At 36.7% G+C, this 25,475-nt stretch carries 23 protein-coding genes; 6 read left to right on the top strand and 17 right to left on the bottom strand.

Annotated features, from left to right (window positions below; translation table 11 throughout):
* Positions 1-11: 11 nt before the first annotated feature.
* From NY607_RS17045 to NY607_RS17015, 7 genes are all read right to left on the bottom strand, one after another.
* A complete protein-coding gene (locus NY607_RS17045) occupies positions 12-1,232 on the bottom strand; it encodes an ABC transporter substrate-binding protein (protein WP_016992165.1) in 1,221 nt (406 codons plus the stop codon).
* A gap of 403 nt (positions 1,233-1,635) precedes the next feature.
* Positions 1,636-2,238 carry a class I SAM-dependent methyltransferase gene (locus NY607_RS17040; protein WP_237898905.1) on the bottom strand — a complete coding sequence of 201 codons (603 nt, stop codon included), beginning with the start codon at positions 2,236-2,238 and terminating at the stop codon, positions 1,636-1,638.
* Between the two features lie 87 nt (positions 2,239-2,325).
* A complete protein-coding gene (locus tag NY607_RS17035) occupies positions 2,326-4,110 on the bottom strand; it encodes a CotH kinase family protein (protein ID WP_259420048.1) in 1,785 nt (594 codons plus the stop codon).
* Between the two features lie 42 nt (positions 4,111-4,152).
* On the bottom strand, positions 4,153-4,836 hold the full coding sequence (locus NY607_RS17030) for a DUF4956 domain-containing protein (protein WP_131521792.1): 684 nt from the start codon (positions 4,834-4,836) through the stop codon (positions 4,153-4,155).
* Between the two features lie 19 nt (positions 4,837-4,855).
* Complete coding sequence (locus NY607_RS17025; protein ID WP_131521791.1) at positions 4,856-5,557, bottom strand: polyphosphate polymerase domain-containing protein; 702 nt, start codon at positions 5,555-5,557, stop codon at positions 4,856-4,858.
* A 209-nt stretch (positions 5,558-5,766) separates the two neighbouring features.
* On the bottom strand, positions 5,767-7,182 hold the full coding sequence (locus tag NY607_RS17020; protein ID WP_259420047.1) for a sensor histidine kinase: 1,416 nt from the start codon (positions 7,180-7,182) through the stop codon (positions 5,767-5,769).
* The gene (locus NY607_RS17015) at positions 7,166-7,852 is read right to left on the bottom strand and encodes a response regulator transcription factor (protein ID WP_103119010.1); all 687 of its coding nucleotides are present in this window, start codon (positions 7,850-7,852) and stop codon (positions 7,166-7,168) included. Before NY607_RS17015 ends, NY607_RS17020 begins: the two co-directional genes overlap by 17 nt.
* A gap of 219 nt (positions 7,853-8,071) precedes the next feature.
* Between NY607_RS17015 and NY607_RS17010 the strand changes: the two genes are divergently transcribed.
* Positions 8,072-8,404: a heme oxygenase gene (locus NY607_RS17010; RefSeq protein ID WP_048395499.1), complete on the top strand. Its 333-nt coding sequence runs from the start codon at positions 8,072-8,074 to the stop codon at positions 8,402-8,404.
* 110 nt (positions 8,405-8,514) lie between these two features.
* On the opposite strand, the gene NY607_RS17005 is transcribed toward NY607_RS17010, so the two are convergent.
* Entirely contained in the window at positions 8,515-9,534 is a 1,020-nt protein-coding gene (locus NY607_RS17005) for a YeiH family protein (protein WP_131521789.1), read from the bottom strand.
* Positions 9,535-9,647: 113 nt separating this feature from the next.
* On the opposite strand from NY607_RS17005, the gene NY607_RS17000 reads away from it, so the two are divergent.
* A complete protein-coding gene (locus tag NY607_RS17000) occupies positions 9,648-10,529 on the top strand; it encodes a LysR family transcriptional regulator (RefSeq protein ID WP_054548523.1) in 882 nt (293 codons plus the stop codon).
* Between the two features lie 17 nt (positions 10,530-10,546).
* Here NY607_RS17000 and NY607_RS16995 read toward each other — a convergent pair whose 3' ends face one another.
* Positions 10,547-11,464 carry a LysR family transcriptional regulator gene (locus NY607_RS16995; RefSeq protein WP_259420046.1) on the bottom strand — a complete coding sequence of 306 codons (918 nt, stop codon included), beginning with the start codon at positions 11,462-11,464 and terminating at the stop codon, positions 10,547-10,549.
* 122 nt (positions 11,465-11,586) lie between these two features.
* Between NY607_RS16995 and NY607_RS16990 the strand changes: the two genes are divergently transcribed.
* A complete protein-coding gene (locus tag NY607_RS16990) occupies positions 11,587-12,777 on the top strand; it encodes a coenzyme F420-0:L-glutamate ligase (RefSeq protein ID WP_054548521.1) in 1,191 nt (396 codons plus the stop codon).
* A 185-nt stretch (positions 12,778-12,962) separates the two neighbouring features.
* On the opposite strand, the gene NY607_RS16985 is transcribed toward NY607_RS16990, so the two are convergent.
* Positions 12,963-13,601 carry an RNA ligase family protein gene (locus tag NY607_RS16985; protein WP_048395489.1) on the bottom strand — a complete coding sequence of 213 codons (639 nt, stop codon included), beginning with the start codon at positions 13,599-13,601 and terminating at the stop codon, positions 12,963-12,965.
* A 24-nt stretch (positions 13,602-13,625) separates the two neighbouring features.
* Positions 13,626-14,582: an AAA family ATPase gene (locus tag NY607_RS16980; RefSeq protein ID WP_054548519.1), complete on the bottom strand. Its 957-nt coding sequence runs from the start codon at positions 14,580-14,582 to the stop codon at positions 13,626-13,628.
* A 437-nt stretch (positions 14,583-15,019) separates the two neighbouring features.
* Between NY607_RS16980 and helD the strand changes: the two genes are divergently transcribed.
* Positions 15,020-17,323 carry an RNA polymerase recycling motor HelD gene (gene helD / locus NY607_RS16975; RefSeq protein ID WP_259420045.1) on the top strand — a complete coding sequence of 768 codons (2,304 nt, stop codon included), beginning with the start codon at positions 15,020-15,022 and terminating at the stop codon, positions 17,321-17,323.
* Positions 17,324-17,374: 51 nt separating this feature from the next.
* Here the strand turns inward: helD and NY607_RS16970 are convergent, their stop codons facing one another.
* The 5 genes from NY607_RS16970 to NY607_RS16950 all read right to left on the bottom strand — a co-directional run bounded on the left by NY607_RS16970 (position 17,375) and on the right by NY607_RS16950 (position 21,714).
* Positions 17,375-18,130 (bottom strand): amino acid ABC transporter ATP-binding protein, encoded by a 756-nt coding sequence (locus NY607_RS16970; protein WP_048395482.1) that lies wholly within the window; start codon positions 18,128-18,130, stop codon positions 17,375-17,377.
* Between the two features lie 13 nt (positions 18,131-18,143).
* Positions 18,144-18,845 (bottom strand): amino acid ABC transporter permease, encoded by a 702-nt coding sequence (locus tag NY607_RS16965; RefSeq protein ID WP_004233514.1) that lies wholly within the window; start codon positions 18,843-18,845, stop codon positions 18,144-18,146.
* Between the two features lie 12 nt (positions 18,846-18,857).
* The gene (locus NY607_RS16960) at positions 18,858-19,565 is read right to left on the bottom strand and encodes an amino acid ABC transporter permease (protein WP_259420044.1); all 708 of its coding nucleotides are present in this window, start codon (positions 19,563-19,565) and stop codon (positions 18,858-18,860) included.
* Between the two features lie 82 nt (positions 19,566-19,647).
* On the bottom strand, positions 19,648-20,511 hold the full coding sequence (locus NY607_RS16955) for a transporter substrate-binding domain-containing protein (protein ID WP_048395478.1): 864 nt from the start codon (positions 20,509-20,511) through the stop codon (positions 19,648-19,650).
* 3 nt (positions 20,512-20,514) lie between these two features.
* Positions 20,515-21,714, bottom strand: a complete 1,200-nt coding sequence (locus NY607_RS16950; protein ID WP_259420043.1) for an acyl-CoA dehydrogenase family protein — start codon at positions 21,712-21,714, stop codon at positions 20,515-20,517.
* A 282-nt stretch (positions 21,715-21,996) separates the two neighbouring features.
* Between NY607_RS16950 and NY607_RS16945 the strand changes: the two genes are divergently transcribed.
* On the top strand, positions 21,997-22,743 hold the full coding sequence (locus NY607_RS16945; protein ID WP_259420042.1) for a hypothetical protein: 747 nt from the start codon (positions 21,997-21,999) through the stop codon (positions 22,741-22,743).
* 86 nt (positions 22,744-22,829) lie between these two features.
* Here NY607_RS16945 and NY607_RS16940 read toward each other — a convergent pair whose 3' ends face one another.
* A complete protein-coding gene (locus NY607_RS16940; RefSeq protein ID WP_115673245.1) occupies positions 22,830-23,210 on the bottom strand; it encodes a VOC family protein in 381 nt (126 codons plus the stop codon).
* A 225-nt stretch (positions 23,211-23,435) separates the two neighbouring features.
* On the opposite strand from NY607_RS16940, the gene NY607_RS16935 reads away from it, so the two are divergent.
* Positions 23,436-25,385, top strand: coding sequence for a methyl-accepting chemotaxis protein (locus NY607_RS16935; protein WP_054548513.1), 1,950 nt, complete (start codon positions 23,436-23,438; stop codon positions 25,383-25,385).
* The last annotated feature ends 90 nt before the right edge of the window (positions 25,386-25,475 follow it).

Below are 25,475 nucleotides of genomic sequence, written 5' to 3'. Positions count from 1 at the left end.
CTTACAAAACATTAAGGATTAACTTTAGAGTTGAACACTTGTTTACCGTCTTTAAATTCAAGAACTGTTGCTGTTTTAATTGGGTTATGATTTTCGTCAACTGAGAAAGTACCTGTTACTAAAGAAAGATCTTTTGTTGCAGCTAATTCATTTTTAATTGCTTCCCCATCTGTAGAGCCTGCACGTTTAATTGCATCAGCAATGTAGTAAATTGTGTCATAACCAAGTGCGTTGAATGCATCAGGCGCTTTGTCACCATTTGCCGCTTTAAATGCCTTTACGAAATCTTGAATTTTTTGATCTGGATCTTCAGCAGAATAGTGGTTTGTGATGAATGTGTTATTCAATGCATCCGCGCCAGCTAATTCAATTAAAGTTGGAGAATCCCAACCATCAGCACCCATCAGAGGTACATCAATGCCCATTTCGCGTGCTTGTTTAACAATCAAACCTACTTCTTCATAATATCCAGGGATAAAGATAAAGTCTGGATTTGCCGCTTTAATATTTGTTAATTGTGTACGGAAATCTGTATCCTTCGCTACATAAGCTTCTTCTTTTACAACTTTTCCGCCACTCTTCGTAATCGTTTCTTTAAAGGATTTTGCTAAGCCTTTTGCATAGTCTGATGCATTGTCTGCAAAAATAGCTACATTTTTCGCATCTAGCTCACCTGAAGCAAAATTAGCTGCTACAATCCCCTGGAATGGGTCAATAAAGCATGTACGGAAAGCATATTCATTAACACTGCCATCCTCGTTTACCGTGATATTCGGTGCTGTACCAGAACCCGTAACAATAGGAATTTTATTATCATTTGCAATTTGAACAGTTGCTACTGTATTACCTGAAGTTGCAGGTGCTAGCATTGCTACTACTTTATCCTGCGTTGCTAGTTTAATAGCAGCTGAAGTTGCTTCAGAGTTCTCTGATTTATTATCTACTTTAATCAGTTCAATTTTCTTACCATCAATACCGCCAGCATCATTAATTTCTTTTACAGCCAGTTCTGCACCTAGCCCAATAGAGGAACCATAAGATGCTACATTCCCTGAAAGCTCTAAGTTGGCACCGATTTTAATTGTATCGCCATCAGATGAACCTCCGCCTGATGATGAGCCTCCGCCAGAACTTGAATCGTCTCCGTTACCGCAACCAGCAAGAACACCAGCAAGTAATGAAGATGCTACTAAAAGTGAACCGAACTTCTTAAGCTTTTTGCTCTCTCTCATAATTAAATTCCCCCTGAAAATTTCTCAAATATTAGATATTTCTGATAATTATAAACAATTAAATTCATTTACTCAATAGCCAAAATAATTATTTATAACTATCTAAAAACAAAAGAAAATATTATTCATATAAGCCTTTTTCATTGTAAAACATTCTTTATATTTAGTCTAGAGTGATTTTTCAGTATAATTAGTTATTTGTGAATTATCTTTTAATTCAAACTATAGACTAGTACAAAACTATCAGATGAAATTGTTTTTTCAACATAAAGTCTGCATAATTTATAGAACCTCTTCCTCTATTACAATTATTTCCCTGAAAATAATCAAAAGAATACGAATAACTAATTGCTTATATCTGTACTGCTAACAGGAAAAAGCTTAGAGTGGGTTTCCCCTTACTCTAAGCTTTTTTTAATTCAAAGACACAAAGGCGCTCATTAATATTTGTTTCATTTTCTAACTGCACTTCATGAAGCAACTCAAATGGTGTTCCATGATGTAAAAATTGTAAATAATCGTAAGGCGGATAATATAAAATTATATGAATATCTCTCATTCGTTGCTCATAGGATTTCCAAATATTATGAATGACTGCGCGAAAAATATGGATGGAAAAGGGATTAAAAAAGAAAAACACATTATCACGTGACTTTATTTCATATGATTCGGCTATTGTATGAATAAACTTAATAGGGGCATGTGCTCTCATTTTTTGAAGATAACTACGTTTATTTTCTTCAGCCTCCGTATAAAACCCTGCATCCATTTCTATCCCAATGGTTGGTATATGGAACTTATGATGCACATAAATAGGAACTCGCCCTTTTCCGCACCCCATATCAATAAATACTGGATTGTCAGGCATCTGATACGCAGCGAATAATTGCTCCAATCCACTGTAGGGTGTAGGCTCATAACGATGATAGTGTGCAAGCTTAGGAAAGCCATATTGCTCTCCCACTGTGTTTATATGCAAATGTTTATCAAATTGCTGTTCATTCATATGAAAGGACTCCTCAGAAAAGAATGATTTATTTTAACACGATAAAAAGCAAAAACCATACCCAAAGATATTGGATATGGTTATTTTCTAACGGCCTCTACGTTTAAATTTAACAACAAAGAGAAGTGCAAGAAGGAGTAGCACTAGGCATGTAATGGCTGTAAACATTGTATTTTTATCAATAACAGGCTCGTGATTCGCAGCTTCACTATTCGCACCAGGCATTCCCATTAGGGCTCCATTTCCATCAGGAGGTTGCATTTGTTCTCCATTTTGTCCATTTCTCGGACCCTCGCCCTCTCTATTAAAAGGTGGGCTCTTTGATGGATCAAAGTCCTCTGGTAGCTGACTTGGATCAAAATCATCTGGCATCCAATCCATTTCACCATTTTCACTTGGTATTGGCATACCCATATTGCCCTGAGAAGACGTAGATGCTTCCACAACAAGCTCCCCAGACAGTTGCTTTAATATAGATTCTGAGCGCTGATTGGCAAATTCCGGCAAGCTATTTTCACCTTCAACTGCTTCTAAAAACTGCTCCGTAGTAGAGAATTTGGTTGGATCCGCCTCCACATAAGTAGTTAATAAGACAGCTAACTTTTTAGTAATGGATTGCACATACTCTTCTGTTAAATAAGTTGTCGCTAGTTCTTCTAAATAACCTTCATATTTGTCACGATATTCATCATTCGAAAGCAATGCCTTCAAGAGTGGCCGCTCCTCTAATGTTGTGCCAGAAACAGGCGTTGTCACACTAAAATTAATAGCACTATCATTTAATAGATTGCCCGACATGCCCATTCCCATGTCAACGCCGCCACCTCGTTGTTGCTGCATACCCCTATCACCAGTTTGATCGGGTTGTTCATTGTTTTGTGCCACTGGTTTTTCCATATTAGTAGTAGCGTCAGCTTGATTGTCACCGTTTCCTCCTGCTATTCTACCGCCTCCAGCCCCAAAGCCACCAAAGGACATGTTGTAATCCCAAGGAATAATAGAAAACACACCGTTCTGTTCATATAAATAATAGTTATGTTTCATATTCCCTTGATAACTATCTAAATTCACAAGTGCTGTGTTGACGGCAAAATAACGTAACATTTCATCCACATCGATATACTTTTCTATGTCTCCACCATTATTAATTGCGTCTAGCATTTCAACTAATTTGGATTGATTAATAGTACCTTCATTTGTTTTTAATCCGATACCTGTATAGTCTTCGATATCGTCGCTTATATATTTTAAATCGCTGCCTGTCCCATCTGGCTTAAATAAAAAACCATCATTAGAGCCGTAATTATTAGCCAGGAATGTCTCATCCACAGCTTCTACCCCTAAGAACAAACCCCGCTCCTCACCATTCACTGTGACATACATATAGGAGTGTGCTGGTGTTGGTAAACCCATTTGCTCCATCAGTTCATAGGAGATATACTCTCTCATTAATGTAGCGTCACTATAATTATTATTTAAATTTAATTTTTTTAAGCCATACAAGCTTTGTGTATCATCATAATAATCAAAATCGATTTTTAAGCTATAGCGATCTGAGTCACTATTGACAACCGATCGTAATGATAGATTGCCCTTTGTACGAATAGCAACATTCTCAACTTTCTTGCCGTTTACTGTAATATCTGCTTGTTTTAATTCTTCAGCAGAAGCATTTTCGAGCATGTCAGCCCAATCTTCCTCAGCAATTTCAATATCAACTCTTGTTACTTTATTTTTATTAAATACTATATTCTCATAGGAGAACTCAGAATTTTTCGTTTCAATGCCTACATTCGGAAGTACAGCATATATCACGACAAAGAGAAGGAGTAAAATCACCATGCATAGATAGACAATTCGTGTTTTAATCATAGCCGTCACCTCTCATCGTAGTTCTATTTGTTAATGAGGTCATTACGCTGTGAAATTCCCATCATAGCTCAGCATAATAGCTGATTTTACACCAGCTACCTTTGTTAGTTCATCCATCAATTTTGCATCATTTTGTTTTACACGAATTTCATAAGTTGTTTCGATTTCATTCTGTTGCATAATGGATTTCGATTTGAGAGCGAATTTTTTCGTTTGCGCAGCAATAATTCGCTCAATTTCAGCATTAGCCAATTCCTCTTCAAACTTTACAATCAGTAAATACGGATTTTCTACCGTTATTTTATTAACGAATATTAGCAATACAAGTCCGATTAAAACAGCACCAATAATCACTAATGGAATAAAGCCAGCACCACATAAAATACCTGAAACAATTGCCCAGAAAATATAGACTAAATCCATGGGATCCTTAATAGGTGTACGGAAACGTACAATAGATAAGGCACCAACCATACCAAGTGACAGCAGAACATTTGAACTGATTCCCATAATCACTAGTGCTGTTGCCATTGTCATTATAAGCAGTGAGATATTGAAGGAATGTGAGTAAATGACTCCATTAAAGGTCTTCTTATAAACAGCATAAATGAAAAGCCCAATAAAAAACGCGACTACTAAACCAATAATTGAATCGATTAATGAAAACGAGGTTGTTTTTTCTAAAAAGTTAGATTTAAAAATATCACTAAATTTAATTGTATCCATTGTTCATTCTCCTTTATTATTAGCCATACATACGACTAAGTTGATATTTTGAATAGGCCTCCGCACGAGTATCCACTGACTGTAGTAAATATTTGATGATGTCTGGTAGATATTCATCGTACTTTACCTCTAAAATTACAAGATTAGGCTCCAGCACATCGACCATAGGCAAGTTTTGATTAAACATATCCGTGTTGCGTAGACTCGATTGCACCTTACTATCAAATGTCACACGCACATTGCCAAACGGATAGATATAGGCTTCTCGCTCGTAATCCACTACCGTAGTAGGTCGCAACTGGTTGTAATTCATCTCATGATATAAATCTCGAATTAGCGCTCGGTCATCATTCTCCATCCATGCTATCTCGCCAATACGTAGTTTTTCATACTCAGCTTGAGATATTGAACATTTTGTTTTAAAGGTCACATTGTTACGCTTACTCTTCCGCTCAAGATTTATAACATCACTAGACTTGCCGTATATGCGTACTCGATATTTATCTCGATTAATAAAGCCTTCTTTTTTCTCATTTAACACTTTATTAGCAAAATTATCGAAGTACGTACTACGAATCAAATATTTACCGTCTAACCCAGCATGATGATCTCGCTGCATAACATGCTGAAGCCTGACTTTTAATAATGCATAATCTGGATAGGAGATCGCTTGTTTTATTTCTTGGCGACCATTTGGATTAAATGAAGTAACTATTGGCATTTCATCACTCTCCCTACTTGTATTAGTGTCAGACTGACGAACCTTTAATGCTGCTCGTCCCTTTGTTCATTTCCCGTCTCCATCGTTTACTATAAAGGGCTTTTGTGTCAGGCAGATGTCAGCTTTACAAATTCTTCAACTCTCTTTTACAAAACAAAGCAGATTTCTGGGAGACGGATTAAACCAACACTAAGAAGGCTACTACGCTCTTATAGCGTAGTAGCCTTTTGCAACACTAATTCAAAATGTGTTCCAGAGGGATTGCTTTCAATTAATCGCAAATCGCCCTCAAGAGATTGGGCCATCATTTTACTAAGTGGTAATCCTAAACCCAAGCCGCGAACAGTATATTTTTTATTTTCCCCTCTATAAAAGCGCTCAAAAATAAATGACTGATCCTCTAGAGGGATTCCATGTCCTGTGTCCTTCACCATCACTGACAGAGCCTCGCCATGATCTATCAACCTCAAGGTTATTGTTCCTTTGTCCATCGCCTGTTTAGCATTGGTTAATAGGTTTGTAATGATCTGTTGGATACGAACAATATCTATCTGTACAAGCACAGGTTTTTCCAACAAATGTAAACTAACTTTTACATGTTCATCTTCCTGCATGACTTCCCACTGTGCCACCGCCTCTCGTAGTAGCTGATTAACATCTACTGACTCTATCTGCACAGGAATAGCATCGACAGCAAAATGGTTAAAGGCAAGTAAGTCACCAACCATTGTTTTCATTTTTGTCGTTTCGACCATAGCCATTTCAATGAATTCCATAGCATCCTGTCCCGTTACAACACCATCTCTTACAGCCTGTAATAAACCACTTATAGAGGTGACAGGTGTTTTCAATTCATGGGTGACACCTGCTAGTAATTCCGTTCGAGTTTTCTCCAGCTGTTCTAATTTATTTGCCATATTTTTGAAGGAGGAAACAAGCTCATAGATCTCCTTTTCCTTACTATATTGAGGCAAATCAATTGCATAATTGCCTTCCTGTACATGCTTGGCAGCCTCAGCTACTTGTTTAATGGGATGGGCCAAACGCTTTGACAGAAAGTAAATAGCGATCCAGCCTAATAATGCTAGTGCTCCAATTAATATGGCAAGCTGTCCATATGCTTGGTTAACTCTTGTTAAATTCTCCTTCTTCTCCATCACCAGGGCCCAGCCCAATAACTCATGATTATTTTCTATCTTTCTTTTCACTATATATTCAGGTTCAAGTCCATCCTTTATTTCCTTAGTACCTTCTTTTCCATCTAACATTTCAGCTACATTTTTAGCACTACCAGGGGGTACAGGACGGTTGCTAGTCAGTATATTTCCCTCTGTATCTACAACATACAAAATCGGATCGATCTCTTTCATATTAAAACGCTGACGATCCCCTATGAAACCTGGAATACCATTTATAGGTCCATTATTAGGATTTGTTGTATCCGTTAAACGATAGACCGTCTCGTCTGCTAAAAACTCCATTAATTCTAATCGATTTTCAAATGTTGTATGTCGAATCCACGCTGCTGAGATTAAAGATATAATAGCTAAGCCTATAAAAAGTGTCAGTAAATATCGGCTCGTCCAATATTGAAGTAAGGATATTCGCTTATTTTTTTTGAACACTTAGCTGATACCCCAATCCACGTAGTGTCTTTATTTCTCCTTCCGCTTCATCCCATTCTTTTAAAGCCTTCCTAAGCCTCTTTATAGCTAAATCTACAGCACGATCACTACCCTCATACTCCCATCCCCAAACTTGATCTATAAGCTGATCCCGGGTAAACGTTTGATTGGGGTGGTCAGCTAAAAACATGAGCACTGATAAATCTCTTGGCGTTAATACAATCTCTTCTCCACCCAAAAGCACTTTATGCGCTTTACAATCAATCACTAGAGACCCATACTGCTTACTAGTAGCTGAATCAGAACTACCTACAGCACGTCTTAAAACAGCCCTCACTCTTGCAACAACTTCATCTGCGATAAAAGGCTTGGCAATATAATCATCTGCCCCATGATCAAACCCCTCTAGACGGTAATTAACCTCGCCTAATGCTGTTAACATGATAACTGGGCAAGTACTTCGTTCTCTTATTTCTTTTAAAATGGACCAACCATTTTTTTCTGGTAACATAATATCTAGCAACACTAGATCTGGCTGTGTTTCACGAAACATGACCAAGGCTTGACCACCATTGAAACATTGTGTCACACTATAACCCACTTTTTGTAAATACACCTTTAAAACCTGGCTTATTGGATATTCGTCTTCTATTACTAGAATGTTTGCCAAAGTCAATCACCTCGCTACTAGTTCACTCTTATATTCATTATAGCACTGGATTATGTCAGTTAAATGTCAGCCTATCCATTACCCATAAACTACTAGCACAGATTATATAGAGGACATCTATTGACAATGTCTTCCTCAGCCACTTATCATTGAGTGCGAATGATAATCAATGATAATTCATTCAACAACCTAGTAAATGAAATTAAGGGGGGTAAAAGCATGATTATTGTAACGAATCGTATTCAAGTAAAACCCGGTTTTGCTGCGAGAATGGCACCAAATTTTACAAAGCCAGGTCCTCTGCAACAGTTTGAAGGCTTTCATAAAGTAGAGGTATTAATTTCAACTGATGATCCTACTTATGATGAAATGAGTGTTAATATGTATTGGGAATCTAAGGAGCATTTCCAAGCATGGCGTAATAGCGATGCATTCGCTGCAGCCCATCAACGCCCAAATTCGGGCTCTGAGGGAGAAAAGGCTGACAGTCCAATTATCGGCAGCAAAATAGTGGTGGCGGAATTAGCTTCTTCTATTGAAGCCTTAAATTAATAAACGACGATTAAATTACTTATACATTATCTTCTGATTCTATCTAAAAAGCCCTGCATGTTGAACGATCATGCAGGGTCTTTTTTTTGATATAAGAAACATTGATTAAATCAATATAAAAGAATGACTAGTATATAGCCCAACACGGATAGACAGACCGAGCCAATTAAACCTGCAATAAATGCCTTTACACCTAGCTCCTTAAATGTTTTCATCTCAACATTTAGCCCTAGACCAGCCATTGCCATCGCAATTAAGATATAAGCAATATTTACAAATGCTTGCGATACATTTGTCGGTATAATCCCTAAAGAGTTGATAGCACTCATCGCTAAAAATCCTAAAATAAACCACGGTATGATGGATAAAGAAAATGCCTTTTTCTCTTCACTTTTGTCCATTCTTCGATAGAAAATACCAATAACAATTGCTACAGGTACAAGTAGGGCCACTCGTGTTAATTTCACGATGACGGCTATATCAATTGCTTCATTTCCACCAGCAGATGCAGCTGCAATTACATGCGCAATTTCATGTAATGTCCCCCCTGCGAAAATACCATACGCAGTAGGTGTTAAATCGATGATGGAATAAAGTACCGTATAAATAAGTGTAAAAATAGTCCCCAATAACGCAACTATCGCTGCCCCTACCGCCGTTTCCTTTTCATTTGCTTTAATTTGAGGTGCAATTGCCACTACTGCAGCAGCTCCGCAAATGGCAGTCCCGCAAGCCGTTAATATCCCTAGCTTTTGATCGACTTTAAATATTTTTGTTAGGCCGTACACAACCATTAAGGCAAATAGCAAATTAATGACTGCAATTAAAAAAACGTTAGCACCCGCATGATAAATATCTGCCAAATTTAAGCGCATACCCAATAAAATAATACCAAAGCGTAATAGCTTCTTGCTGGAAAATGAAATACCTACTTGCCAAGAATCTTGTACTTTAAATGTTGCTCGCCAGGTCATCCCTAATATAATGGCAATAACCAACTGTCCCAATATTGAAAAGAAAGGAAATGTGGCAATATATTTCGCTACTAAAGCAATAAGAAGCGTTAACAATATCCCCTTCAAGAAATTTGGATTAAGAGTAGATTTTAATTTATGCTGTCTATTAACCATGATGTTCACTTCTTTCTCCCTTGTTGATTATTACTTTAATAAAGAGTGCACTATTAGTAAAATACATATATATAATTATTATTATTAATATTTCTAATAATAGGGGTGAAGATATGCAATTGGATGCTTTAAAAACGTTTATCACACTGGTTGAGGTCAATAATTTTACAAAGACCTCTGAAATACTTCATATTTCACAACCAAGTGTTAGCTTACACATTAAGAATCTAGAGCAAGAATTACAAACAACCTTATTTATTCGCTCCCCAAAATCGGTGCAAATTACACCAACTGGTGAAATTCTTTATAAACGAGCAAAGCAAATCATGGCGATAGCTGAAGCTGCAAAAGAAGATATCGCTGCCTATCATCAAGAGGTACAAGGTACGCTAGTCATTGGGGCAAGCTTTACAATTGGCGAATATATTTTACCTCCAATTATTGCAAGCTTACAGCAACAATTCCCACAACTTGAACTTCAAATTATTATTGGCAATACAAAAGAAATCATTCAATATACAAAATTACTGCAAGTCGATATAGGTCTAATTGAAGGACAGGCTCATGATAATGAACTAGTCATTAAGCCATTTATGCAAGATGAGTTATTTATTGTTAGCGACAGTAAACATCCTCTTACAAAGCAACAACCTCTGACTGCTGATAAACTCCAGCAGCAAAGCTGGGTTGCGCGTGAAGAAGGCTCTGGAACACGTTATTATCTGGATCATTTATTCAGAGCAAATGGTTTACAGATTCATTCGCTTTTGACTATTAGCAGTAATCAGGGCGTGAAGGAGAGTGTAATGCAGGGACTTGGTCTTTCTTTATTGTCTGCCTGTGTGATAGAACGTGAATTAAAAAATGGAGATATGACTATTCTGCGCCTTGAAGGACAGCACTTTATGCGAACATTTTCTTATCTTTGCTCACCTACCATGAAAAATAAGCGCAATGTCGACATACTGATTGATATCTTAATAAAAAAAGCATAGCGATTTTTTTCTCGTCGCTAAGCTCTTTTTATGGTTCTTCTCGTATTAAAATGTTTACTTTCAATGATTTCAACAAATTTCATTGCTGCTCTAGAAAGGGGTACTGACTTCAAATAACACATACCAATACTTCTCGTAGGAATACTTTCCCTTAAAGTTAATTCATAAAGAAGTCCACGTTGAAGATGGTCCTTTGAAAATTCCTTTGTTACACATGCAATGCCAAGGTTACTACGCGCAAATTCGAGTACCAAATCATGTGAGCCTAGCTCAAACTCTGGCTCTATGTGAACGCCTCTTGCAAAAAGATAATCTTCCACATACTTCCTTGAATTCGATTTTTTCTCTAGAAAGATAAGTGGAAATTTTAAAAGGTCCTCATAGCTTAAACTTTTAGATGAAAGTGTTTTATATTTTTCCCCACAGACAAAAATATCCTGAATATCTGTACATACCGTTAACTGTAATGTTGAATCTTCAATTGGAAAATTACAAAACCCTATATCTACTTCACCCGATTTAATAAAATTACAAATTTCAGAGGTTGTGCCATTTAGCATTTGCAATTTAATATTCGGATACATTGTATGGAATGCTTCTAAATAAGGCATTAAAAAGAAGCGTGAGATCGTATCACCTACACCTATTTTTAATTGCCCTGTTGTTAAATTTTTGAATTCAAGTAACTTTTCTTCACCAGCATCTAAAAGCCCTAAAGCAGAATTAGTATATTCAAAAAGTAAGCTACCCTCTGTTGTTAATGTCACACCTTTAGGAGTTCGATTAAAAAGACGTGTGCCAAGCTCATTTTCTAATTGCATCATCGCCTGACTTACAGCTGGCTGTGTCATATATAAATCTTTTGCCGCACTAGAAAAGCTATTATTTTTTGCTACAACACTAAAAACACGATATAAATCTAATTTCCCTATCATATAAGCACCTCTTATAGCTATTATATGAACTATTAATTTTACTTATATCATTAACGAGCCTTATAGTAAAATCATATGGTTTTTATATCACTTTACGCTAGATAGAATGAGGAGAGATTAAATTGGAACGTGTAATCGGTACAGTTGTAAGAGGTCTTCGTGGTCCTATTATTAATGAAGGCGATAATATTGAACAAATTGTTGTAGATACAGTGTTAAATGCTGCACATATTGAAGGATATACAATAGAGGATCGTGATATTGTGACAGTAACTGAATCTGTCGTGGCACGTGCACAAGGAAACTATGCTACGATTGATGATATTGCCATAGATGTAGCTGCTAAGTTTGGAGATGATACGGTAGGCGTTATTTTCCCCATCTTAAGTCGAAACCGCTTCGCCAATTGTTTACGAGGCATCGCTAAAGGTGTAAAAAAGGTAGTATTAATGCTAAGCTACCCATCTGATGAAGTGGGTAATCATCTTGTAGATATTGATGAGCTCGATGTAAAAGGCATTAACCCATGGACGGATACGCTCAATGAGGTTGAATTCCGCGAGCATTTTGGCTATAAAAAACACACATTTACTGGTGTAGATTATATTGAATACTATAAAGAGTTAATCGAAGCAGAAGGGGCTACGTGTGAGGTCATCTTCTCAAATAATCCAAAAACAATTTTAAATTACACAAAGAGTATCTTAACGTGTGATATTCATTCACGCTTCCGCACAAAACGTATTCTAACAGCGAACGGTGCAGAAAAAGTTTACAGCCTTGATAATATTTTAGCTGAATCAATTAATGGCTCTGGTTTCAATGCTGAGTATGGTCTACTTGGCTCGAACAAAGCAACAGAGGATAGTGTTAAATTATTCCCACATACTTGCCAACCCATTGTTGATGGAATCCAAGCAAAAATTAAAGAAGCAACAGGAAAAACAGTAGAAGTTATGATTTATGGTGACGGCGCATTCAAAGATCCTGTGGGTAAAATTTGGGAGCTTGCAGATCCTGTTGTATCCCCAGCATTCACCGCTGGATTACATGGAACACCGAACGAGGTTAAATTAAAATATTTAGCGGACAATGATTTTGCAGACCTTCGAGGCGAAGAACTAAAGGCTGCTATTTCTGAATACATCCAAAATAAAGATGAAGATTTAACAGGTCAAATGGCTGCACAAGGAACAACACCGCGTCGTTTAACAGACCTTATCGGTTCCCTATCTGACCTTACATCTGGTTCGGGTGACAAAGGAACACCAATGATTTACATTCAAGGCTACTTCGATAATTACACTAAATAAACAAACAAAAATGAACTCTCGTCCTAATAAAGAGAGTTCATTTTTTTATGGCGAGGATAACAGGAATCGAACCCGTACTCCCATTGGAAAGGGATATGCACTCCTTGCACCTACCTCGTAATAGATGATTATTGAATGCTTGCTATAGTATTACATTGTGCTCAGTCCCTTCTCTTCTTAATTGGTTAGGATTTTAATTTATTTGGAATAATTTCTTCTTGTAGCCAATGCTCACTTGTTTGAACATGTTGCGGTCTCACAAATTTCCCTAAATTATAGCGGAAATCTTCGTAATGGAATGAGCTAGTATTTCTAATGACATACCCCTCTTGTTCCCCTTCAAAGAATGATTTTCCAGTGAATGTACGTTTTATCTGTTCTTCGTCAAAAATCCCTCGGTATAAAACGGGCACTGTTTCTATACCTAACTCTGCTGCGAAGGCCACGGTTTCATCCCAGCTCAAACAAATATTTTCTTCATTCCAAATGCTAAACAAATAGAAATAGCTTGTTAATCCTTGATAATAAATAGAATGCTTGGCATAAACATTTTCACCACATAAGCGCCAGTCCTTTGGAATCCGATACGCAAAGTTCGCGTGAAATGTTTTTACCCAATGTCTAGAAGGATGGTTGGCTGAATGAATACTTCTAGCATGCATATAGTCTCTGTAAAGTGTTGTCCCTTCTCCATCTAACTTTTCAGTGACAACAACCTCCTTTCCAATAAAATGATTCACATTTCTAGCAACTTTATCATCATCGGTATAACCCCTGCTCCATGGTAAATGAAAACTTCTTGGGTATTTCATTAATTTCGTCATATTTTCACCTTCCTTTCCTAAAGTTTACTTGGCAAATTGATCTGCCTCACGGAAAAAATAAAGCCTTGTTAATAAATCACCATCTAATAAATGATAAATTTGGCTTCCACCTCTATCTCCCCCATACTGGATTAACATATGAAATTGCACTAAATGAACAACCTTTAATACAAATTCCTTTTCAAAGCCCAACTCTAATAGAAAATGGCAAACCAGTTGAGCCGAGACATTTTCATGCCCAAAATAACCATAACGCTGTTGCAAAGGTTTATATTTTTTACAAGCTGGTTTACCGACATCATGAAACAATGCAGCTATTTGTAGAGCTAGTTTATCGCTTTCTAAGTAGTACTCATTGATATACGCGTACACAAAATACGTATGCTGACATAGTAAAAATTGATGGAATGGGTTTTCTTGATCGAATTGATAAATTTCTTTGAAAAGTGGGACTGCTTGAAGTGTTTGAAAAAGCTCTTCATAGGTGGGGTGGCCTTGTATGAGTGAAACAAATTGTTGTCGAGAAAGATCATAGGGACTTGATTCATGAATAATATGCAATTCATTAAACCCTTCTCCTACTGTCGGGAACTCTAAATGCTTTCTCATTTTTTCCATCACGATTAATGGTACATGTCTTTTCCTTTGCTGGTTTCTAGCTACACAGATTGAATAAGGTGTATCAAAGTAATAACATACCTTCTGCACATTACTTGGTATTTTACGAAGTGCAAACATCCTGCGCTCTCGTTCAATATTGGTTGCATCCACAATGACAGAAAACCCTTTTGCCACTAAGTCATTAAGACGTTCATATAATGTACGAAAGACTATACGTGATTTTTGCCTTGTTGAATCCCCAAATAACTCCTGACGTATAGCGTCGCTTGATAGGACAATTGCATTTTCATTTTTAGCTAACTGTTTCACAAATGTACTTTTCCCACTACCAGGCAACCCCACTGTAAAGATTACCTTCATTCTTTTCACCTCCCTTCAAGTTTCTTTATCGTATGGCATGCCACATTCTTTAGTGTCTCAATAGCATTTCATCCATTATTTTTAATAACAATTTATGATAATCAGTCATAATATGAAGCAATATTACATATAAAAAAGACGGCTCCACCTTTTTGTAGAGCTGTCTCTGTTTATCAATATCTTATTACCTTACACATTTATTGTATCATAAATTTACAATAATTTCTAGACTATACTTCTTTCCGAAGTAGATGTATGATAAATTTCCTGCTTCAATCCCCCCATATCATGTGCATTTGGATACTTTCACTATATTCAAATTTGTGGTTGGACAAACAGTTAAAAAAGCAGCACAATTACCCTCTTCTCACCATCTATTGAGGTGAGGGTTACTGTCAAAGGAAGCAAATAACTATGGAGAGGAATGTGAGTAAACGTTGGAAAATCAAAAAGAATGGCTAGAAGAAAAGCATCACCTTGAGGATTCTTTAAACATTATTGTTCATAAAATAAAAGAGTTAGAGCATAAAGAAAAAGGTTTTAAAGAAAATGCTGTTGCCTTAAAGAAATCCTTTTGGAACGATGTGAGAGTCAATCTAGATACCGCTGAGGATGTAGACGAAACCTTTTTTGCAATTAAGCAGCAGGCAGAGCTTTTATCTGACTCAGAGCTAGCACAGGAACGTGCAATTCGTAATGTAAAGGTATATGAACGTTTACAACAGTCACCCTATTTTGCTCGTATTGACTTTGTACAAGATGGTCAACAAGACCCTTTAAAAATTTATATTGGTGTAGCCACATTATTGGATGAACAGGATGAAAATATCATCATTTTTGATTGGCGAGCGCCTATATCAAGTATGTATTATGATTACACACCTGGTGATGCATCCTACGAAACATTAGGTGAAGAAATTCATGGAGAAATGCTGTTAAAACGGCAATTTATTATTAAAAATGGTCAACTACAATCCATGTTTAATACGGGCCTTACAATTGGTGATGACCTACTGCTCGATATCCTTGCGCAAAATGCAAATGAGCATATTCGTAGTATTGTTGCGACAATCCAAGCAGAGCAAAATAAAATTATTCGCCATGTAAATTCACGCTATCTTATTGTTGAAGGTGTGGCAGGTAGTGGCAAAACAGCTGTAGCCTTACAGCGGGTAGCTTATCTACTTTATCGTTATCGTGATGAAATGACTGCCGATCAAATTCTGCTAATTACACCTAACCAACTTTTTAATCAATATGTTCATTCTGTCTTACCTGATTTAGGGGAAGACAATATGCAGCAGTTAACGTTTATAGAATATGCTGAAAAACGATTAGGTAAACAGTTTCAATTAGAGTATCCTTATGAGCAGCTTGAAGAACTGTTAACAGAAAAGGATGATGCTCAGTATCAAACAAAATTAAGCATCATTTCTTTTAAAGCGAGTCTCGCTTATAAACATTTAATCGATCAATATGCGAGTTATTTATCCGATAAAGGCTTGTTATTTAAAAATATCGTTTTTCGTGGAGAACGGATTATTACTGCACAGGAAATTACCGAATACTTCTATTCTTTCCCTTCTACTATGTCGATACCAGATCGCCTACAATTAGTAAAAGAATGGTTATTGCAGCAACTAACGAAATTGGAAAAGGCTGAGCGTACAAAGGAATGGGTAGAAGAAGCTACTGAGCTATTAGATAAAGAAGATTACTCCAAATCTTATAGTGAACTTTTATATGAGGGTCGCTATACTGAAAACTCATTTGACGATTTTGATCAAGAACGCTATAAATTAGCGAGACAAATTGTCAAAAAACACTTTAAACCATTACGTAACTCTGTGAACAAGTTAAAGTTTGTCCATATGTTGGGTACATATCGACAGCTCTTTGATTTGAATAGTTCTATTAACAGGGATTTACAACACCTTATGCCAGACAATTGGGAGGACATTTGTCTACAAACACTCCCTAATTTAGCAAAGCGTTTGATTGCCTATGAGGATACTGCACCATTTTTATATTTACAGGACAAAATTGAAGGACAACAGACCAATAGGATGATCCGTCATGTGTTAATAGATGAAGCACAGGATTATTCGCCATTTCAACTTACTGTATTACAGCAGTTATTTCCAAAAGCACGTATGACCATTTTAGGTGATGGCCACCAAACGATTCATCCACATACCTTTAATAATCCTTCTCTACTCGACACTCAATTATATGGTGAGCAGGCAGAAAAAATGATATTAACCAAAAGCTATCGTTCGACAAAGCAAATCATACAACTCACTGCCAAAATATTGAATGATGGTAGTGAAGTAGAAGCATTTAACCGAAATGGCCCTGAACCATCGATTACTATTGTGCCAAATGAATTGGAATTAATGGATCAAATTATTCAAAATATCGACCATTTATCTATTGAATTCGAAACAATTGCTGTCATCTGTAAAACCGCAGCCGAATGCTCTGCCGTTTATAAGCAATTAAACAATCGAGTAGATATTCAATTAATCAACCATAATTCAAAGCAGTTTAAGAAGGGTATTTTATTACTTCCAGCTTACATGGCGAAAGGGATCGAATTTGATGCGGTAATCATCTATAATGCATCTGCTGCTAATTACTCAAGAGAAAGCGAACGGTACTATTTCTATACGGCGTGTACAAGAGCTATGCATGAGCTGCACATTTATTCTATTAACAAATTAACGTATTTCCTTCAATAATAGGTAACAGGAGAATCTGTAAATAACAGATTCTCCTGTTCTCTTGCTGTTTTATATATAGAACGTATAGTCTTCTGGAATAACACGTTTTAAAAATTTCTTCGTTCGCTCCTCTTTTGGGCTGACGAAAATATCATGAGGGCTACCTTCCTCTACAACCACTCCTCCATCCATGAAAATTACGCGATTGGCAACATCTTTGGCAAAGCCCATTTCGTGTGTTACTACAAGCATTGTTGTACCCTCCGCCGCAATATTTTTCATGACCTGTAGAACCTCACCTACCAATTCAGGGTCAAGTGCGGACGTTGGTTCATCAAATAAAATAATATCAGGATTCAAAGCTACTGCTCGTGCAATACCAACACGTTGCTGTTGACCTCCTGACAACTGACTTGGATAGGCATCATATTTGTCTGATAAACCTACTTTATCAAGTGCCTTTTTACCAATTTCCACAGCCTGTGCTTTAGGAATTTTACGTCCAATGATTAATCCTTCCGTTACATTTTCTAATGCTGTTTTATTAGTAAATAGATTATAGTTTTGAAAGACAAATGCGACACGCTGGCGAATTGCATGCACGTCTTTTTTCTTTACATGTTGAAAATCAACCTGAATATCTCCAAATGTCGCATGGCCTTGATCAGCCTTCTCTAAAAAATTGATACAACGCAATAATGTTGTTTTTCCTGAACCACTGGGACCTAAAATAACAACAACGTCCCCTTTATCAATGGCTAAATCAACACCCTTTAAGATTTCATTGCCACCAAATGATTTATGAATATTTTTAATTTCTAACATGCTAATTCACCCCTTAGACATTTGCCATTTTGTATTTGCTTAAATATTTCTCATAACGCTTAAACAAGTATTCAACCGTACTACATAAAATTAAGTACACAATAAAGATATCCAAATAGGCCTCTACATAATTGTAGCCAACGTTTGCCGCTACTTTTGCCTTCAGTGTAATTTCAGGAAGCGACATTGCGTAGCCTAGCGATGTAGCTTTAATAAGATTAACTGTAGCTGTGCAAATATTCGGCAATGCCACTACTAATGCCTGTGGAATGATGATGCGAGTATATGCTTGGAATGTTGACAAACCTACTGAGTGTGCAGCCTCTAGTTGCCCCTTTTCAATGGTACTTAACGCCGATCGAAAGACCTCAATCAAAATGGCTGTTGAGCTGAATGCAAATACAATAAACGCATACCAAATTGGATTGATTTTATAAATATCATACGCAATATGATATTTTTCAAAAATAATTTTTAACATTAAAGGTATACTGCTATAGATAATAAAAATTTGTATAATAATCGGCGTTCCTCGAACAAAAGAAACATAAATCTTCGCGAGGTGATGAATAACTGGAATTTTATTGATCCTAGTTAGTGCTAGCAAAAAACCTAGTGGCAAAGCTATCACCAAAGCAACAACTGTGACTAGGAGCGCTATAGGAACACCAGACAAAGCTACGAAAAATGTTTCAAGTAAAAATTGATAATTCACCCTCACGCCTCCTTAAGTTGTTTCTAGGGTCTTCTTACCCTTGCCAAATACCTTTTCTAATATAGTAAATATTTTCTCTATAATAATAGATAACACCCAATAGATAATAGCCAATGCAATATAAATTTCTAAGGCATGAGCATTGATGTTACTTGCAATAATTAGATTTGCCTTACCTACAATATCAATTAGACCAATTGTATAAGCGAGTGCACCTTCCTGTAATAGAGCAATCATGCCATTGCCAAAGTTCGGTAAAGCGACGACCAGCGCCTGCGGAAAAATAATTCGACGGTAGGCTTGGAATGGTGTTAACCCGACACTAACGGCTGCTTCAAACTGCCCTTTTGGAATGGCTAAGTAGGCAGACCGTATCACCTCAGACATTATTGCCGTGAATTGTAAGGTGAATGTTACGACAACAAATATGGCCGTTTCAATTGAATGGAGATTAAGACCAACATTTTCCGCTAATGCTGGGACACCATAGTAGACAAGAAATAACAAAACAATGGAGGGTGTACAACGCATAATCGTTGTATACAGATTGGCGAATTTAATTAGCCACTTGACTGAAGATAGCTTAGCAGCCGCCAGCAATAAGCCGAATAGGGTACCTAAGATAATGGAGGACCCTGCAACTAAGAACGTGATTTTTAAAAATGGCAATAACACTGGGATTGCGTTCCAAATGTAGGTTGCGTCAAAATATTTATCCATTTCCTCACCAACTTTTGTTTTTATGAATAAAGACTGCTGAGCATTACTGACTCAACAGCCTTACTATTCGTTCCGTTTTAAACTAACGATTTACGTTTTCCAGTACTTCAAATAAATCACGGCCATAGAATTTTGTACTTAATTCATTTGTTTTCTTTTGTTCTTTAACCTGTGCTATTGCTTTATCATAAGCGTCAGCAAATTCCTGCTCTTTTTTATTGAACAGTGGCCATGTTTTTATAACAGCAAATTCGTTATAGACAACGTCATCTTTTAGGTTATAATATGGTCCATCTTCTGCAAGTACTTGTTGTTTAAATGGGCCTTCAATCATGACACCACCATCAACACGGCCCTCATTTACCCACTGCACTACATCGACAGTAAAGGCGTCACCGGCCTCAAGTTTTACTTTATTATCTGGATTTGCCGTATTATACTCATCGATAATTGTATATTGAGCATTATTTGCAGCAATTGGTGCTAAAGAATAGCCCTTTTTCGCAAAATCTGCTAATGTTTTCACGCCTTCATCCTCTTTACGCAAAACTAAACCTGCGCTACTTAAACCTAAGAATTCCTTCGGGAAAATAAATTTCTCTGTTCGTTCCTGAGTAAAGAATGCGTTTTTAACCCCTACTTGATATTTCCCTTGCTCCACACCAATTAATAAATCATCACTTGTTGTACCTACATACTCAAATTGATAGTCAGGTAGCAATTCATCTACTAATTTCATTACTTCTACATCATAACCAGTTGGATTTCCATTATCGTCAATGTAACTAATAGGCTTTGACGCTTGATCGTAGGCTACTTTTACTGTACGTACCTTTTCACCATCACCAGAATCTTTATCTGCAGACTCTCCTGAATTACAACCTGCTAATAATGCTATAGAGGCCAAACCAATTGCAGCAAATTGAAAAATCTTATTCTTCTTCATATGTCATTTCTCCTTATTGTTCACATGATTTAATGATTGATTTTCATATAATTTCTGCTGTTCAATAGCGGCAGTCGCTAATTTAATTATCGTCATATCATCCATCGGTGGATTATGAAGCCCTGCACGAACATTGCGGTAAAAACGCTGTAATGGATTGGATAGTTGTAAGCTTTTCGCCCCTACTACACGCATCGCTTTATCGACTATATCTATTGCCATGTTTGTTACTGTGTGTTTAGCAACAGCCATTTCATTTGTTATTAGTCCACGTCTAGCAGGATCATCGTAAGCCTCAGCCACTCCGTATAAGACAAAACGTGCTTGATGGAGCTTTAATTCAATATCCCCTAAAAGCTGTTGTACGTTTGGCAACGTACTAATTGGCGCATTCAGGCTATTCGGTTGATGGTGATTAGCAAAATGAATAGCATAATCACGGGCTGCTTGTGCAATACCTAAGTAAGTTGCTGGGATATGGAGTATCCAGCCATTTATTTTGCCACCACTCGGATGACTTGGTAACTCTACTAAATACTCTGTTGCAACAAGCACATCCTTTAACACAAGGTCGTGGCTGCTTGTGCCTCGCATTGCAGACATCTCCCAATTCTCCTCAATGGATAGACCTGCTGCATCCTTATGAATGAGGAAGAAGCCAACTTGCTGCTTTTCTTCAATCCAAGCGGAGGTAAGGAAATAATCGAGCACTGGAGATGCAGTCGTAAAAATCTTGCGCCCATTTATTAGCCAGCCACCTTTAGTAGAAATGGCATTTGTCCCTGGCCGCCCTCCTCGCGTTGGGCTACCTGTTGCAGCCTCACTAACAGCTCTATTAATCATGGCCCCTCTCTTTATTTCTTCAGAAAAAGCTATTAATAGATCATCAGTCCATAGTTTAGTTTCATAAATTTCCCCAACAACACCTAATGTCCATCCAAGGGAAAGAGAGGCATTTTCGTCATAGCTTGCTAGCGTCTCTTGTACAAGCACCATATCATAAACAGATAACCCTTCTCCGCCATATTGTTTCGGTAAAGTAAGTTGAGGATAGCCAATTTGTAAAAGTAATCGATGAGCTTCGAACGGAAAACGAGATTGCTCATCTACCTCAACAGCCTCTGCCTTGATTGGCTCAGCTATAGCAGCTAGTTGATCTAGCCAATATCGTTGTCGCTCTGTCTTTACAAATAAATTCTTCAAATGAATCTCCTTCTTCCCAATATATATAAATCGTATAAATTTACTAAGGATTGATAATGAAAAAAAATCTCTTGCTACATGAATGTAGTGAGATACTATTTGGTACTGAATTTTCTGATTCGTTGACACTTATAATACTTTTCGCATTAGAAAATGTCAATGGGTGAAATTCAAGTTTTTTTGTAAGTTTAATATGTATTACAAAGTTTCAACTTTTACCTTTGATTTATGCACCAAGCTTTTCTTACAACATATGCTAAGACTAATGAAAGAGGTGCATATATGACCAATAATTTAAATTCGCCACTAAACGGTGGAATCATAACCCATTCGGCTCCACAAGTTATTCAAACTAAGTTTGGAGATATTAACGGGGATGGTTTTTTTGAAACCATTTTTTTAATGGGCACTAAACAGCCTGATAGTCCTTTCTGGAGAAATCTAACACTGTCTATTTTTTATGGTCAAACAAGACAAATGGAGCAAATTCCATTGAAACAAAATATGGGCTATAATCCGACCATTTTCTTGGGCGATTTTACTGGTAATCATATTGAGGATATTCTGGTTGTGTCTGATACAGGAGGTAGCGGCGGAATTGTAAATGGTGAGATTTTTTCCTCCATCAACAATCAAGTTCGTTCCATCTTTGATGCAGAGTCTTTTAATAATAAACTTAAATATAAGGTCAATTATGTAGATCATTATAAGGCTGTTGTTCAGAGTTTTAATCCTGCTATTAAATACACAATTGATTTACAGTATAAAGGAACCGACTACTTAGCTGAAATTTATAATCCAGATGGCACCTTGAAGCAACCGATTGAAGGCTGGGTAGATCCTTTTGGAGGACTATATCCTGTTGATTACGACCGAGATGGAACGTATGAAATTTTAGGATATCAAGAAATTGCAGGTAGATATCATGCTGATGGATTAGGCTATGTAGAAAATATTTTAAAATGGAATGGCCATGAATTTTTAATAGATCGGCAAACGGTTGGTATTTTTGGTGAGGATTTATCATAGACGACAAATCTAGCTATTAAATAATCTAAAACAGGAATCTGCTCATTTTTACTTAACTCTAACAAAAAACAAGCAGATTCCGTTATTTATTTTTTCTTTTCAACCAAGGCAAAGTAGTTATTTTCAGGGTCAGCAAAGTTAAAAACCCTACCCATTGGCATCATGACTAGATCTCCTACTTTTACGCCCTTTGCCTGAAAATCTTGGTACATCTCTTCAATTTTATCAGCGTAAAACATAATAGAAGGTGTTCCTAAATTTAGATCAGGTTGCATTTTAGCAATAATTTCTTTGTTATGAAGCACAAAGGATGTTTGAGCTTCCTTAGTTGGTGCAATTTCAATCCAGCGCATGCCTGCCTCTTCATGTTCAGAAATGACCACAAACCCCACTTTTTCTGTCCAAAACTTAACAATTGCATCTTGATCATTAACATATAACATTACTTGTCCTATTTGATGAATCATGACTTCATTCCCTCCTCTTTTGAGCATTAGTATACATCAAAAAGCAGCTTTATATAGCTTCTAACGCCATCAATTTAAGGAAATTTCAAACAATTGATAATGATATACATTACTAAGAAATAATTAATTCAAAGTACTTAACTTTTATTTTATTTCTGATAGAATGAGTATTATTTACCTTTAAGGGAAAAGTATAGAATAAAATATTATGTGAGGATAATACAATTGAAACAACTAAGTTTAAGAAAAAAGCTTATTTTTTCGTTTTTAGCCATGCTTCTCATCCCAACACTCTTGATTGGAATAGTATCTTACCAAAGTGCTGAACAGCAAATTTCAGAGGAGCAACGCGCAAGTGCGACTGAAAGTGTACGCATTCTAAATTCCAATATTACAAACATGATTGAACCTAAATTGAAAGATGTACAATATTTTTCACAGAAATTTAGTGAAACTTACTTTCAAGATGAGAGCATTTTAGAACTGAAGTCATTATTAAGTGAATATGTCAACATGCACCCTGAAGTAGATCTGATATATATTGGAACTGCTGAAGGCAAACTGTTTGATCAGCCTGTTCAAGAGTATCCTGATGGCTTCGACCCTCGGACAAGACCTTGGTATAAGCAGGCTTTAGCTAATAATGGGAAGACCTCAATTACTGCACCATATGTTACACAATCTACAGGTGACATTGTCATCACAATTACTCAGGCATTACCGGATGGTTCTGGCGTATTAGGATTAGATCTAAATATTTCTACATTAAGTGACATTACGAATAATATTCGTATTGGAGAAACGGGCTTCGCTTCTCTTTTAGATAACAATAAAATTTACATTGCTCAGCCAGATAAAGAAAGTGGTACAGAGGCAACGGAAAGCTACATAACAAAAATTTATGAGCAGGAAAGCGGTACTATCATTGAAAAAGACCGTCACTTACAATTTGTTACGAATGAGTTAACGGGTTGGAAAGTAATTGGTACAATGTTTACTGCGGAAGCTGCAAAAGCTGCAGCATCCACATTGAATATAAATTTAATTATCATTATTGTTTCCATTCTCGTTGGCGTTATTTTCATGCTCTTTATGATAAAGTCTATTGTTAACCCAATTAATCAATTGAAGCAAAGCGCATTAAAAATTAGTGACGGTAATTTAACGGAGTTTATTGAAATCCATTCTAAAGATGAAATAGGTCAACTTGGAGAAGCTTTTATCTCTATGAAGGTGAGCTTAAAAAAATTAATTCGAAATGTTGATCAAAGCTCACAACATGTCCAAACAGCCGCTCAAAATTTATCTGCTAATGCAGAACAAAACATCGCTGCTTCAGAGCAAGTTGCCGATGCCATGCACCAAATGGCAATTAGTACAGAAAAACAAACAACAGGTATTGATCAGAATGCCATTTCAGTTGAAGAAATTGCTAAAGGCGTTGTTGAAGTGGCAGACAGTTCCATGCAGGTTTCTGACCTATCTAGTCATGCTATCCAATTGGCAGAAGAAGGTGGACAATCTGTCAAACAAACGGTACAGCAAATGAATTCTATCCATAATTCTGTAACTCAATCAGATACAATGATTAAAGCACTGTATGATCGCACGAAAGAAATTGGTTCCATTTTAGAAATGATTAGTGCTATATCAGATCAAACGAATTTACTAGCGCTTAATGCAGCTATAGAAGCTGCTAGAGCAGGAGAACATGGCAAAGGCTTCGCGGTAGTGGCAGATGAAGTACGCAAATTAGCAGAGCAATCTCATCAATCAGCAGAGCAAATTTCTGCGCTTATAACTACTATTCAGCAAGATACGGCAAAATCTGTAGAGACAATGGTCAAAGCGTCGACAGATGTTCAAGAGGGCTTACAATTGACAGAAGAAACAAGTAGAAAATTCGCGAGCATTATCGAAAGTCTTCGAAACATCGCGCCGAAAATGGAGGATATTTCAGCATCTGCTCAAGAAATGTCTGCCGTTGTAGAAGAAGTTTCAGCGACTGCTATTGAACTTTCCGATCACGCAAAATTAAATGCTGCTGCTACAGAAGAAGTTGCTGCTTCCACGGAACAAACTTTATCTTCTATGCAAGATATGGCTTCGTCTGCCAAAACCCTACTTGATATGGCGGATGAATTGCAGGGTTATGTTAATCGTTTTAAATATTAATTATTTAACTGCTAGATCTGAGTTCACGATAGTATTGAACTCAGATTTTTTCTATTCCAAAAAGATAGGAAATTACAAAATAAGATATTT

Source organism: Lysinibacillus sp. A4, from assembly GCF_024919535.1.
Classification (GTDB): Bacteria; Bacillota; Bacilli; order Bacillales_A; family Planococcaceae; genus Lysinibacillus; species Lysinibacillus capsici.
Note: the sequence above shows the minus strand (reverse complement) of the source record. Positions and strands in the feature narration are given on the sequence as shown.

Excerpts from the sequence above, each read along its gene's own strand:
- NY607_RS16980 (WP_054548519.1), bottom strand. The coding sequence starts at position 14,582 with ATGAAGGTAATCTTTACAGTGGGGTTGCCTGGTAGTGGGAAAAGTACA.
- NY607_RS16945 (WP_259420042.1), top strand. The coding sequence starts at position 21,997 with ATGACCAATAATTTAAATTCGCCACTAAACGGTGGAATCATAACCCAT.
- NY607_RS16955 (WP_048395478.1), bottom strand. The coding sequence starts at position 20,511 with ATGAAGAAGAATAAGATTTTTCAATTTGCTGCAATTGGTTTGGCCTCT.
- NY607_RS16995 (WP_259420046.1), bottom strand. The coding sequence starts at position 11,464 with ATGATAGGGAAATTAGATTTATATCGTGTTTTTAGTGTTGTAGCAAAA.
- NY607_RS17025 (WP_131521791.1), bottom strand. The coding sequence starts at position 5,557 with ATGCCAATAGTTACTTCATTTAATCCAAATGGTCGCCAAGAAATAAAA.
- NY607_RS17045 (WP_016992165.1), bottom strand. The coding sequence starts at position 1,232 with ATGAGAGAGAGCAAAAAGCTTAAGAAGTTCGGTTCACTTTTAGTAGCA.
- NY607_RS17010 (WP_048395499.1), top strand. The coding sequence starts at position 8,072 with ATGATTATTGTAACGAATCGTATTCAAGTAAAACCCGGTTTTGCTGCG.
- NY607_RS17030 (WP_131521792.1), bottom strand. The coding sequence starts at position 4,836 with ATGGATACAATTAAATTTAGTGATATTTTTAAATCTAACTTTTTAGAA.
- NY607_RS17005 (WP_131521789.1), bottom strand. The coding sequence starts at position 9,534 with ATGGTTAATAGACAGCATAAATTAAAATCTACTCTTAATCCAAATTTC.
- NY607_RS17000 (WP_054548523.1), top strand. The coding sequence starts at position 9,648 with ATGCAATTGGATGCTTTAAAAACGTTTATCACACTGGTTGAGGTCAAT.
- NY607_RS17040 (WP_237898905.1), bottom strand. The coding sequence starts at position 2,238 with ATGAATGAACAGCAATTTGATAAACATTTGCATATAAACACAGTGGGA.
- NY607_RS17035 (WP_259420048.1), bottom strand. The coding sequence starts at position 4,110 with ATGATTAAAACACGAATTGTCTATCTATGCATGGTGATTTTACTCCTT.
- NY607_RS16940 (WP_115673245.1), bottom strand. The coding sequence starts at position 23,210 with ATGATTCATCAAATAGGACAAGTAATGTTATATGTTAATGATCAAGAT.
- NY607_RS16985 (WP_048395489.1), bottom strand. The coding sequence starts at position 13,601 with ATGACGAAATTAATGAAATACCCAAGAAGTTTTCATTTACCATGGAGC.
- NY607_RS16970 (WP_048395482.1), bottom strand. The coding sequence starts at position 18,130 with ATGTTAGAAATTAAAAATATTCATAAATCATTTGGTGGCAATGAAATC.
- NY607_RS16960 (WP_259420044.1), bottom strand. The coding sequence starts at position 19,565 with ATGGATAAATATTTTGACGCAACCTACATTTGGAACGCAATCCCAGTG.